Source organism: Larkinella terrae, assembly GCF_009668025.1.
Taxonomy (GTDB): domain Bacteria; phylum Bacteroidota; class Bacteroidia; order Cytophagales; family Spirosomataceae; genus Larkinella; species Larkinella terrae.
In genome coordinates this window covers 1-13,144 of sequence record NZ_WJXZ01000014.1, presented here as the reverse complement: position 1 = coordinate 13,144, position 13,144 = coordinate 1, and the positions used below count along the sequence as shown (strand labels likewise).

Below are 13,144 nucleotides of genomic sequence, written 5' to 3'. Positions count from 1 at the left end.
TTCGCCGGAGAATACTATCACCTTTAAAAATTAATCCTTCGTTTCCGTATTCGATCAATGCAGCCTTTTTAACCAGAAAGGCGCAGGCCAGCAGCCCACGCCTTTACCAGATTCAAACTAATGCACCTATGCAGTGTTTCAAACCCTAATTCTTACGCTGTTCAGTTCACTGCTAACGCGTAGTCAGCAGCGAACTGAACAAGAGAGACTGATCAAAATGGTGTAGAAATCGGCAAAAAAGTGTCATGTAAAAAAGATTCATGTGTAGCCTTACCCAAATTGACCTTAGCCCAAATCCTGGACAGGGGTTATTTTCAGGATCAGACGTCACCCAGTCCGTTTTACTGTTTCAGGACTTTCACCGTAACACTTTTGAGTCCACTGCTGACCCGCAGCAGCAACAAGCCGGAGGGTTGCCCCTGAACCGAGAACCGCTGGTGCTCGACGACCCGGGCTGCTTCAATCTGTCGCTGATGAAGCAAGCAACCGGCGGCATCGGTAAAATGTAACCGTAATTCCTGCCCTTCCGCTCCCCGGATCTCCACCTGAAGCTGGTCGGAAACCGGGTTGCCCAAAACCGTTACCTGAAGCTCTGAACCGGATTCGGCCGACAATCGGGCGGGGGCGCATTGGTAGGCTTTAGGTGAACCTTTTAGTTCATAGGTCGATCCCAATACCCGGGCCCGCACCATCGTTCCATTAGTCAAACTGCCCGGCGGACTGAAATTGTACGCATGCGAACCGTTGCCCTTGCCCGCATCTTTCAGATCCTGCCGAAATATATTAGCGACCGTGCTGCCCAAAACCGTGCCTGAACCATCCAGATAAAACTCCACCGTCAATGGGGTGTTGGGCTTTTTACGATCCCAGACCCAACCACGGATGCCTCCGCAATCCAGCTTGTCGAGATAGCCCTCAAAATCCCCCGTCACCGCCGTGGTCGATGCCGGATTAACCGTCAGCGGAAAGCTCACCGAGTTCGTTAAACCACCCCCATCCGTCGCAGAATACGCCAGCACGAAGGTGCCCGACTGCGTGGGCGTGCCCGAAATCAACCGGTTTAACATATTGATCGACAAACCGTCGGGTAAACCGCTCAGCGCGTAGGTCAGCGATTGGCCTTCCGGATCAGTGAAAGCCACCAGCGTACCGGAGAACGGAACCCCGACCTGAGCGGCCAGGGGAGCCACCAGAATCGTGGGCGAAGGCGGCACCGGCGCTTTATTAGCCGGGCTGCTGCTTCCCTGACAAACCAGGGCTTTGGGCGAATCCTTCAGAATAAAGCTACTACCCGAGACCCGGGCAGAAAGGTTATGGGTCAGGCCATCTTTGAGATTTTCGGGAATATTCCAGCTAAAGGCGTGTTTGCCATTGCCTTTGCCAGCGGTTTGCAAATCGGGGCGGAAGACATCGGCCAGCAATGTCGCGATAACGGTAGGTCCGTCGAGAATATCGACCGAAACCGGGGTGTTGACTTTGTTGCGATCCCAGGCCCAGCCCCGAAACGTGCTGCAATCCGCTCCGTTGACAAAACCGTCGAAGCTGCCACTGACTAGCGGAGGGCTGATAGCGACGGTCAGATTTCCAGGGAGGCTGGTACAGAAGCCGACCTGACAGGTAGCCGAATAGGCAAAGTTGCCAGTGGCTGAGGTGGATACCGGAATACTGGTGCCGTTGCCGCTGACTCCGCCCGGGCCCTGCCAACTAATCGTTCCATCCGAACAACCCGATACCGTCAGCGTAACATAAGGCGTGTTTTGGAGGATAGGCTGGGTGACAGCTTGTGATATTTTGATCACCGGTGTTGGTGGGACATCATAGACGGTTACACTGGCCGTAGCTGAGGCCGAACAGGCGGCACTGGTAATACCGATGACGGAGTAGGTTCCGCTCGTGCTGACGGTCACACTGCTAGCCGTGCTGGTCAAACCGCCCGGCCCCTGCCACTGGTAGGTGGCAGCCCCGGAAGCGTTCAGGATTGCCGGAGTACTGGCGCAAACGGCCGTGGACGATGGATTGATACTGACGGCGGGAAGTTCATTGACTGTGAGTTGAAAAATAGCTGAGGTGTCACTGGAAACGGAATTGCTGACTACCACCGAATACGAGCCCGCATCGCTGAGCTTTACGCCCGTCAACGCCAAGGTAGGCTGGTTCTGCTGGGGCAGGACCAGCCCATTGCGGTACCACTGATAAGTACGGGCGTTTCCCGAGACGCCCACCGAAGTCGAAACCGAAGCGCCGGCGCAAACCGTGGCGGCATCAGCGGGTTGTGTCGTGATCGTAAGCGGTGCGCAGTCTGCCTGGATGTCGACCACTGAGCTACAGCCCGGGGCATTGCCCTCGATTTGTGTTTGGGTATTCGAATTGGCCAGCAACAGACAGATGGGATCGATCGCGCATTGGCTCAGGCTGGAATTCCTATAAATGGATAGAATAGGTGTCTGCTTTAAGCTGATTAAGCCACTCAATGAGTTTAGATTTTTATTTTCACCAATGTAAATACCGTCCCCCTCCACCGATTGAAACTTTTCCAGACCACTTAGATTTTTTAATTGATCATTGGAATAGATGTCAACTCCCTTACTTAGTGATACGAGGTTATTCAAGCCCTGAAGACTTTCAAGCCCGCTGTGATATTGTATAGAAAGGTAATATAGCCTCGTTATCCCTTCGAGTCCAATCAGGTTCTTTAGTTTGGGGTTAAATTGCAGATAAACGGAGGATCTGGTCGATATCTGCCCACGGAAGCCACTCAGACTGGTTAACTGGTTATTATAGGTAATCGTGAGATCACCTCGGACCAGCGTCAGACTCTCCAATCCGGTTACGTTTGTCAGGCTTTGATTATTAATAAGATTGAATTCTAAGACGGAGGATAATTGCCTCAAGCCCGTCAAATCAGTTAATTGGCTGTTATCCCTTATCCAAAGATCACTTCCTAAAGTTTCCAGATTATCTAAGCCTTCCAAATTTTTCAGGGAAGTTTCCATAATCACTAATTCACCGCTGATGGAGCTCAGATTCTTGAGGGGCTCCAGACTGACAATGTTGTCCCCCCTTATTTCTAAGTCGCCCACTAGATGGGTACACCCTGGTGGAAAAGCATTGACATCCGCCTGAGATTGTAAAATGGCACCCCTGGTTGGACATTGGGCGTGTGCTCTTGTCAGGCACCCACACAGAAGAAGGACTAACAGAACTGGCCACAGAGCCAGCTTCCGTCGAAGGGAGCCTTGGGGAAGCCGGGCGGGCATTGAATTCGTTCGAAGTAGAAAAGATTTCATACGTGAATGGATTAGGTATGTGTTCACAAAGGTGGGTCAAACCGGCCCGACAGGACTATAAAAAACCGTCCAGATACTATCAAAAATCGTTCAGCAGGCGGCCAGAAGGCAATTCAATGAGGAGATCGACTTAAACGGGTTGCGGGATTGGGTTCAGCGGAAGGGCAACTTGCATCCGGGTATATTGCCCGGGTTCCGACTTCACCGTCAGCGAACCCGCATGGCCCTTCGTCACCAGGTCATAACTCAGCGACAATCCCAGACCGGTTCCTTCGCCGGTGGGCTTGGTGGTGAAGAAAGGCTGAAAAATCTTGTCCTGAACGGATTCGGGAATTCCCATGCCGTTATCCTGCACCTGAATGATCACCTGATCCGTTTCCTGAAAGGTCCGAAGCCAGACGGTTGGCTGGTAATCTTCCATCGCCATGCGGTTTTTCTTTTCCTGAACGGCATAAAAGGCGTTGTTAAACAGGTTCAGCAGTACCCGCCCAATATCCTGGGGAATCACCGAAACCGGCCCCATGCTCTCATCTAAATCCGTCTGCACGGTTACGTTGAAGTGCTCCTTGTCTTTCGACCGCATTCCCTGGTAAGCCAGATGGAAGTATTCCCTGGCCAGCGCATTGAGGTTGGTAAGTTCTTTGGTGCCCGTTGCCGACCGGCTATGGGCCAGCATCCCTTTCACAATTGCATCGGCCCGACGGCCGTGGTGGGTAATTTTGCGCAGACTTTGACTCAGGTCATTCAGGAACTCGACAGCCTGCTCTTTCTGAACAGGCGAAAGGTGCGGAATCATCTCCTCCTGAAACTCCTCAATCAGTTCCGTTCCCACCTCGGCAAAGTTGTTGACAAAATTGAGCGGGTTCTGAATTTCGTGGGCAATACCGGCCGTGAGTTCCCCTAAAGAAGCCATCTTTTCTTTTTGGATCAGCTGGGTCTGCGTTGTCTGGAGCTCCCGTAGTGCCTGCTCAGCCTTGCTTCGCTGCTGATCGAGTTCGGTTTTCTGGCGAGTGAGCAACTGATTGCTTCGCAGTTGCCGTTGGTTGGTGCGCCAGAGCAGCCCCGCTACCAGCACCACCACGGCCATCAGGGCCGAGAGCCCGTACAGTCGGATGCGGTTTTGGTACAAAGCCTCCGTAGCTGCCTGTTCCTGCCGGTGTTGCTGTTCCTCAAAGCCCAGGGTGAGGAGTTGTTTGAGTTTCTCCTGACTGAAGAGGCTGTCCCGGGCCGCAACGGCTACTTTGTAGTAGCCCAGTGCCTGGGTGTTGTCACGTCCCTCATAGAGCTTTGTAAGGAGTTCACTGGTGGAAAGAATGACATTCAAATAACCACTTTGCTGCCCGGCTAAGAGGGCCCGGCGGGCGTTGACAATGCAGGAATCAATAGGCCCCTTTGCCTGATACACCGTAGCGATGCGCAAATAGATGTCGGCCAGGATAACCGTCGTGTTACTTTCCCGGGCCGCCACCAGGCCCCGGCGGTAATAGGCCAGGGCAGCGGTTGTATCATGACGTTTCAACTGCAAATCGCCCAACTGGTAGAGATTGTGTTCCAGAACGATTCGTCCACCTTTCTGCTCCGACAAGGGGAGGGCCTGACGCAGGTAGTAGTCCGCCGAATCCAACTGGTCGATCTTTAGAAAGGCTTCTCCCAAATTGCCATACAGGGTAGCATAACTATGGGCGTCCCGTTGGGCATCGTTCCGATGAACCTGTTCAAAAATACGCTGGGATTCCTGGAGCAGGCGTAACGCCTGTCGATGATCCTGCTGATCCTGATAGGGAGCCGCCATGTTATTGAGTGTTCGGTACGTAGCCGTCAGATCGTGGATGGAGCGGCTAATCTGTAAGGATTGCTGAAAACAACGGATGGCTTTCGGATAATCACCCAGGCTGGCCAGGCTGCTGCCCATAACACTGAGGCCCCGCGCCTGACCGGGCTTGTCGTCCAGTTGCTGGGCGAGTTGATAAGCCTGGTGGGCAAGGCGGTAGGTGGTATCGGGTTTAATATCTAAATAAAGACGCGCCAACTGGTTCAGCAGCCGCACCTGGTTGGTATCAGCGACCGAATGGACCAATTGTCGTTTGAGACTGTCCACTTCGGCTGACTGAGCGCAGGACATCCGACTGTTTCCCCAGAACAGGTAAACACTGATTAAGAGGGTGAAGCGTAGCGAATAGTTCATACGCGAATTGGCTTTAGGATGAATTACGTAGCCCGGTTTTTGGCTTATCAGAAATACCGGTTTTGCCGGGGATCAACTGACCTGGGCATTTAGCTGATAATCCGTGGAAACCAGGGGCTGGGAGCAATAATGCTGCAGATGCCCCAACAGGGTCTGCAACGATCGGCTGGCATCTGCCGCCTGCCGGTCGGCCTGCGTTTCCCAAACCGTTAGGAGCAGACACTGATTCGTTACCGAATTCGCCAGCAACTGGCCATGGAGAAAGCCCGGCTGTTGACGCAGGGCGGGACCAATACTTAGCCGGAAATAGGTGGTGGCATCGCTGTGGGCTTCGGCCCGTAAGCCACCTTCGAGAGTACGTGCGTACATAAGAACGACGGGAGATGGAAGGGAACGGTTATGAAAAGCCGAAAACCGGGTGGGCAGTCGGCTCACAAAAGTGTCCGATGAAGCCCGCAGAGACCATAAAAAATGTTCCAGATACTATAAAAAATCGGTCGTTACCTGCGGAGGGGAATAAACAGGGGCTGAAAAAAGGTGGATCAACCCTGAGCGGCAAACTCCCGGGGAGTGAGTTGGTAGAAGTCCCGAAAACATTTCGAAAAATAGGCCGGGCTGTCAAAACCCACGAGATAGGCGGTTTCGGTGATAGCATGGCCTTCGCGCAGGAGTTGCGCGGCCCGTTTCAGCCGGTAATTGCGGATCAATTCGTTGATTGACAGGTCCGTCAGGGATTTGATTTTTCGGTAGAGACTCGTGCGGCTCAACCCCAGGCTCATGACCAGACTATCCACCCCAAACAAGGGGTCGTCCAAATGAGTCTCGATCAACGCATATAGCTGAGTCAGAAAAGGGTCCAGGGGGGTAGCTGCCAGTTGGGAGGCTTCAGGGTCGGACGAGGTCAGGCTAGCCCGTACCCACTCGCGCTGCCGCTGTTTGCTGGCAAGCTGGTTACGCACCCGCAGTTGGAGTTCACGGACTTGAAAGGGTTTGGTCAGGTAGTCGTCCGCGCCCTGCGAGAGACCTTCCAGCCGGTCCTCCGCAGCGGTTTTAGCCGTAAGCAAAATCACGGGAATGTGGCTGGTGACCAGGTCACTTTTCAGGTGGCCACAGAGTGTAAAACCGTCCATCCGGGGCATCAGCACATCGGAAATAATCAGGTCCGGCTGGTATTCCAGCGCTTTTTCCAGGCCATCCTGTCCATCCACCGCCCGCCCGATGTGGTAAACCGGAGGCAGGCTATCAATCAGAAGGTGGGCTAATTCGTCGTTGTCTTCGACAATTAGAATGCGCGGAACATTTTCCTTCCTGTGCGTCCATTGCTCCTGATTGAAATTACTATCATGTCCCGTTTCCTCACTCGAAGTGGTATCGGTCGCAGCCCGAAAGGGCAGATCCACTATAATGGTTGTCCCCTGGTCTATCACGCTATCCACCGAAATTCGCCCGCCCTGCAAACTCACCAGTTCTTTCACTAAGGCCAAACCAATACCTGTCCCTGACCGAAGATTTCCAGGCTGTTCGGTCTCATTCGATAAGGGATTAGCTTGATAAAACCGGTCGAAGATGTGCGGCAAGTGCTCTGCGGAGATACCCTGGCCCGTATCGGTAACGATCAGACGGATGCCTTCCGGGGCTGGCATCAGCGACATCTGGATGTTGCCAATTTTTGTAAATTTCAGTGCATTAGCCGTCAGGTTGTAAACAATGCGTTCCAGTTTCTCGGCATCGAACCAGTAGGCGCCCTTTACCTCGGACGTAAAAGAAAGCGTCAACCCCTGCGAACTGGCCTGCTCCGCCAGCGGCTGTAACCAGTAAGCGATACTTTCCGTTAGCGCACCTGGCGATTCGTTGACCGGCATCACACTCGCTTCCAGTTTTGAAAGGTCCAGTAACTGGTTAATCAGCCGCAGCAACTGGTGCGCATTCTGTTCAATGGTCATGAGCCGTCGGTAATTTTTCGGCTCCGGGTTCTCACTGGCCATCTGCTCGGTGGGTCCCAGAATCAACGTCAACGGGGTGCGAAATTCGTGGGTGATATTGGCGAAGAAGTTCGATTTCATCTGGTTCATGTCCCGAAGCTGCCGGGCTTCCTGCTGACCGAGTGCAATCTCGCGTTGCTGGAGGGCCAGCGACTGCCGCAGCCGAACCCGGTTGGCGTACAGGCGCATCCCGACCAGCGCCAAACCAACAGCGCCTGCTGCATACACCAGATAGGCCCACCAGGTAGCCCAGAACGGGGGATGAATGACCAGATTCAGTTTTCGGACATGCCGACTCCAGAGCCCTGATGTATTCGACGCGTTGAGCCACAGGACGTATTGACCCGGGGCCAGGGCGGTGTAAATGGCAACCGATCGATCAGTAGGAATCCATTGGTCATCGAGACCCACCAGTCGGTAGCGATACCGGTTTTTAGTGGGTCGATTGTATTGCATAACCGCGAATTCTGCGGTGAGATAATTTTGGTCGTGGGTCAATGACAGATTCTGAAGTGCCGAAACAGGCCCGTTTTTCCCGGTAACTTCCGGCCATTTTGACCGTAGCGAGTCAATTGATTGGTTATTCACCAACAAGGTCGTTAGTTCAACCGTGGGTTCGTAGGAATCCTGAATTAGACTACCGGGATTAAAGCTGGTGATTCCCTCCAGGCCTCCCATGATGATTCGATCCCCGTGAACGGAAGGTCGCAACCTGGCGGTCCCGGCATTACGGCTTCCCATCCCTGGTAAATACAGCCAGTGAAAGCGGTTGAACTCGTCGGCCAGCAAACCATCATTCCGCGTAAAGGTTCTGGTTTTGAAGGTGCGACGATCCATCTGGCAAATGCCTTTGTTGGTCCCCATCCAGAGCGACCCCTGCCGGTCAGGAATCACCGAATAAATCACGTTGTTCGGCAGGCCATCCCGTTCGGTGAAGCGTCTGAACCGGCCGGTTCGTTTGTCAAACGCACACAGACCACCGCCAAAAGTTCCCAGCCAGAGCCGGTTTGGGTCAGTCGGATCGCCTGAAAGGCAAAACAACGCATTGTTACTCAGCGAATAAGGATCATTCGGTCGGTTTGCGTATTGCCGCAATCGACCGGTTTTTCGATCCATCCGCCAAAGTCCTTTCTGGTCGGTAGCCAGCCATAAAGCTCCTTCGTCGATCGTAAAAAGAAGGACGATGCCGATTAAAGAAGAAGGAATGCGATACGGCCAGCTTTGCCAGCGCTGGGTTCGTTCATCGAAGGACCAGGCGGTGGAATCATGGAGCGCCCAAACCTGACCCTGGGGATCGGTTGCCAATGGGCACGGTTTATCGTCAAACTCCCGATTGGCAAACCAGGCAGGCAAGGGTCGTTGTTCAACCTGCTTTGTTTTCAAATCAACCTGTCGAATTCGGGAGGAACCCACATTGTACCAGAAATGGCCTTTGTGATCGATGGTATAGCGAAAGTCATAACTACTTTTACGTTGTGTCAGTAGCCTTTTAGCCTCGGGTATATCCAAACCCTGTTCGCCTAAAATGTCATCATGAAACGAACGCTGGTAGGCCCGGGCCCGAAAAGGCATGGCCACCAGGTCGTACTTCCGAATGCCCCTGCCCCGTGTGCCTTCCCATAATACATTCGATCGGTCAATCCACAGACGGGTGCCCCAGTTGTTATAATCGGCCGGTTGCTGTCGCGCTATTATCTCCACACCTTTTGCCGTCGTTAACCGGGCAAGCGCGTTTCCAAACACAAAATAAATTCGGCCGGCGCCATCCTGAGTAAAATTTGCCTGACTCCAATCGGGTTTTCCATCGGGCAACGGATAAAGCTGGACCGCTCCCGTACGGGGAAGAAACCTGGATAGTTGTTGTTTGCCTGCCAGTAATAGGTGACCAGATGGAACTGCATACAGGCGAAAAATGGGTTGGCTAAAATGATCTTCCCCAGGGTATAATAATCCTGCCCTTAGCGGTTTATACGGTCGAAACTGATTGGTTCGCTGGTCGAAATAGGCGAGCCCCTGACTAGTGGCCAGCCAAATTTGGCCGTCGGCCGCTTCGATGATATCGAAAATCGTTCCGGTAGATTGAGTAGTCGGAGAAAACCGGGTTATTTTCCTTTTTTTCAGATCCAGGCGAATCAACTGATTGGTGAGGGAAGTAACCAGCCACAGTTGTTCCTGGCGATCAATGCAGAAAAAAGCAGGCTTTTGTGTCCCCATCGCTGCCTGATAGACAGACAGCCGGGAAACATTCACGAATCGTTCGGCGACCGGGTCAAATCGATCCAGGTCTCCCAGTTCCGATGTAATCCAAATGTGCCCCCGGTAGTCCAGTAACAGGCGACTAACCCCGGCAAACGAAAGTGATGGCTGGCCTTCGGCGGTCGGTTGAAATACTTTGAATCGAATCCCATCGTACCGACACAGGCCATCGCGGGTAGCTGCCCAGATAAACCCCTGACGATCCTGAACGATGTCCGGGACGAAGGCCTGGGGGAGGCCCTGGCGATCAGTAATTAATTCAGGCTGCGGTAAATTGATTTCCTGGGCATTGGCGAACTGCCCCGCACCATGCCAAAAAACCAATATAGATACGATCAGGCTAAAACCACCTAACCATCCTGATGGTGACATGGCAAAATGGAATTTCTGGTCAGAGAAAAACCGAATATGCAAAATTTACCGGATTGGAGATAAAGAGAAGTTATTTTCTTACTTCGCGGGAATTAAATAAATCAACACTATAAAAGAAGCGGCCAATTATAAACAGTTTGGGATGAGGCTGGCACACTGTCAACCTCCCCAATCTATTGACAGGCCCCTGGAAAAAGTGGAAGATTACCTATGAATCTGGTGTGCCAACCAGAAAATCACGGCGCCAGGTGAGCATCAACTCGCTGTATTCCCGCATTTCCGACGGCTTCGTAAAAAAGCCGTCGGCCTTGAGTTGCCGGGCTTTTTCGCGATCTTCCTGCTGGTTCGACGTGGTCAGCACAACCACCGGCAAAGCGTTGTATCTGGGTTCTTGCCGAATACGCACCAACGCTTCAAAACCGCCCATCAGGGGCATGTTCAAATCCAGCAGCACCAGGGTCGGCAATATCGTCGTTTTTGACAGTCTGGCCAGCAACTCCAGACCATTGCTTAGTACCGTCACATGACACTCGGGGCAGTACTCGTTGAACACTTGCTGAAGCAGAAATTGATCATCTTCATCATCGTCGACAATGAAAACACAGAGGGCTTCACAAACGGGTTCTTCCAACAAATAACGTTTATAAGTTTGAGCGTCTTGATAACCACACTGTGGGAGCGAAAATTCCCCGGCGGTGTTAGATTTCAGTTAGATTCTGATTAGAGTTCGATTAAATTTTGTTGCCTCCATTCATCGAAAACATCCCCAGAAATACCGTATACTCGAAGTGCCAATTTCATCAAACACTTGATTAGCCAGGCTGTTTTATTCTTAAAATACACCTTAATAGAAAGCCATGGAAATAAACGGACCAATCATTTTGATTGATGATGATGAAGATGACCAATTTATTCTAAAACCCATGCTGGAAGAGATTGCCCCCCACTCCCAGGTTCTGCTGTTCACCAGTGGCTATGATGCCATAGAATTTCTGCGGACGACGGATCTGCGACCATTTTTGATTATCTCAGAGGTGAGTATGCAGAAAATGAACGGGCTTGAACTGCGCCGTAAGATCGAACAAGACCCGGTTTTACGAAAGCGGTCCATCCCGTTCATTTTTTTTACCAATCCGGTTTACAAGCACCTGGTCGAGGAGGCTTATGAGCTGACGATTCAGGGTTTCTTTGAAAAAAGGAGTCGTGTGGCTGAAATACAAAAGCAGTTGCAGGCAATCGTTGACTACTGGTCAACCTGTTTACACCCCAATCGGTTTGCTTCCCAGGATCTTTAATAAAAGGCCTTGTCGTTTCAAAGCCGGATCGAACAACCGCCCCCCTTACCAGCATCCTATGAACGTTGATTTTAAAGCCATTTTCATCAATAATTTAGACTGGAGTCTGGCCCTGGAAATTGTGATCAGAACGCTGATTATGTTTACGGTTATTCTGGTCTTTCTGCGTTTGACCGGTAAGAAGGGGATTCGACAATTGTCAATTTTTGAGGTAGCCATTATTATCGGGATGGGTTCAGCGGCCGGAGATCCCATGTCAAATCCGGATAATGCCATTCTGCCTGCCTTTCTGGTATTTATTACCATTCTTCTGTTCTACCGGCTGATTACCTGGTTTGCGGCTAAAAATGAACGCTTTGAAAGCATTCTGGAAGGTGACCCCGTTTATATCATTGAAGAGGGCGTATTTGCCCTGGTGGAGACCAGTGAACAGACCTTTGCCAAAGACGAATTCTTTGCCGAGATGCGCCAGCAGAATATTGAACATGTCGGCCAGGTGAAAACGGCGTTGCTGGAAACCAACGGGAACGTGAGTTTTTATTATTTTGAGGATGAACAGGTCAAGCCGGGATTGCCTATTTTGCCGAAGGTGTACCAAAAAAAAAGTTCAATGGTTTCTCAGGAGGGTGATTACGCCTGCACGACCTGTGGGCAGGTGGATCACTTATTTCCGGGCTACGTACGCTGCTTCCGGTGTCAACAAGATGAGTGGGTATTGGCAATCAAAACCGTTCGAAGGACCTAAACGGGCTGTTGTTCAATAAAAAGCCCGAATTCTTTTACCTATGTGCCGGTGGGGTCCATCGCATTATATTGCTTAAAACCCGAATGGTTAATGCACTTCGTTTCGCGCTCAACGATTCACCATCCTGGTTTCAATCTGACCATGCTCAAATGTGATATTAACTGACCGATCCCCTTTTGGCCGGGTCCGATGGATGACGTTTTTGGGAACCATAAATAGCTGACCGGGAAACAGCTCTATGGTTTCTGTCTCCAGATCAATCAATAAGACTCCTTCAATTGTCATAAACGTTTCATCAGAATTTGGATGATAATGCCAATTGTAACTTTCAGTCATCACACTAACCTTCACCACATGGTCATTCACAGAAGCAAGGGAGAAATTTGCATAGTTAGCCGTGACTGCCTTGGCGAGCGCACTAATATCCTGAATGGTAAGAGCGTCATTCTTCATAAGGGGTGATGTTCCTTTAGTTTTGCCGTTTTGTATAAAATCCGTCACTTGACACTGTCAATCTATCTGAAATACGACTAAGCTGATAAGCTAGTGATGGCAATAGTGAGCTGAGTTCTCGTGCCGTATCGTTATAATGGAAAAACCATTACTGACTTTAAAGGTAAAGACGTCCTCACCTACTAATTCGGTTATTTCATTATGGTGGTCCTCCCAGTAGCAATAAACAAAATTTAAAAAAAGCGTTCCGATTCGATGTTGATGTTGCTGGCGGACTCTCGGTTCGCCTGGTCCGGGATTAAGTTATTTGCCTACGGTTATGGACACGAAAACAAACCCTTACCCAGCGGAATCAGAAAAAAATCTGATCCAAAAATCACTGTAAGCCTCCCTGAAATTGTAGCCTTACCCCCGACTGATCACAAATTTCCCGACTGATCTAGGATCAAGTTCAAAAGTTGTGGATCATCTTGGATTAAGCATATAGCTGCGTTAATCGGTAAAGGAAAAAGTCCACATTTCTTACCCCTCTGAACTGGGCCCGGAAGGCTTTGATCTTGGCATTGAAT

At 51.1% G+C, this 13,144-nt stretch carries 8 protein-coding genes and 1 pseudogene; 2 read left to right on the top strand and 7 right to left on the bottom strand.

The window, feature by feature from the left end:
- Nucleotides 1-341 precede the first annotated feature (341 nt).
- The 6 genes and pseudogenes from GJJ30_RS22140 to GJJ30_RS22120 form a co-directional block, all read right to left on the bottom strand.
- Entirely contained in the window at nt 342-2,471 is a 2,130-nt protein-coding gene (locus GJJ30_RS22140) for a putative Ig domain-containing protein (RefSeq protein ID WP_229313345.1), read from the bottom strand.
- 471 nt (nt 2,472-2,942) lie between these two features.
- Nucleotides 2,943-3,257: pseudogene (locus GJJ30_RS32680) on the bottom strand (receptor L domain-containing protein); the annotation flags it as partial.
- A 160-nt stretch (nt 3,258-3,417) separates the two neighbouring features.
- Nucleotides 3,418-5,472: a tetratricopeptide repeat-containing sensor histidine kinase gene (locus GJJ30_RS22135; RefSeq protein WP_154177383.1), complete on the bottom strand. Its 2,055-nt coding sequence runs from the start codon at nt 5,470-5,472 to the stop codon at nt 3,418-3,420.
- 72 nt (nt 5,473-5,544) lie between these two features.
- Nucleotides 5,545-5,841: an antibiotic biosynthesis monooxygenase family protein gene (locus GJJ30_RS22130; RefSeq protein ID WP_154177382.1), complete on the bottom strand. Its 297-nt coding sequence runs from the start codon at nt 5,839-5,841 to the stop codon at nt 5,545-5,547.
- A gap of 173 nt (nt 5,842-6,014) precedes the next feature.
- Nucleotides 6,015-10,082, bottom strand: a complete 4,068-nt coding sequence (locus tag GJJ30_RS22125; RefSeq protein WP_154177381.1) for a hybrid sensor histidine kinase/response regulator transcription factor — start codon at nt 10,080-10,082, stop codon at nt 6,015-6,017.
- 208 nt (nt 10,083-10,290) lie between these two features.
- Nucleotides 10,291-10,716 (bottom strand): response regulator, encoded by a 426-nt coding sequence (locus tag GJJ30_RS22120; protein WP_229313343.1) that lies wholly within the window; start codon nt 10,714-10,716, stop codon nt 10,291-10,293.
- Nucleotides 10,717-10,939: 223 nt separating this feature from the next.
- Here GJJ30_RS22120 and GJJ30_RS22115 point away from each other — a divergent pair, with 223 nt between their 5' ends.
- Nucleotides 10,940-11,377 carry a response regulator gene (locus tag GJJ30_RS22115; RefSeq protein ID WP_154177379.1) on the top strand — a complete coding sequence of 146 codons (438 nt, stop codon included), beginning with the start codon at nt 10,940-10,942 and terminating at the stop codon, nt 11,375-11,377.
- Nucleotides 11,378-11,435: 58 nt separating this feature from the next.
- A complete protein-coding gene (locus GJJ30_RS22110; RefSeq protein WP_154177378.1) occupies nt 11,436-12,122 on the top strand; it encodes a DUF421 domain-containing protein in 687 nt (228 codons plus the stop codon).
- A 108-nt stretch (nt 12,123-12,230) separates the two neighbouring features.
- Here GJJ30_RS22110 and GJJ30_RS22105 read toward each other — a convergent pair whose 3' ends face one another.
- Complete coding sequence (locus GJJ30_RS22105; RefSeq protein WP_154177377.1) at nt 12,231-12,575, bottom strand: cupin domain-containing protein; 345 nt, start codon at nt 12,573-12,575, stop codon at nt 12,231-12,233.
- Nucleotides 12,576-13,144: the final 569 nt, after the last annotated feature.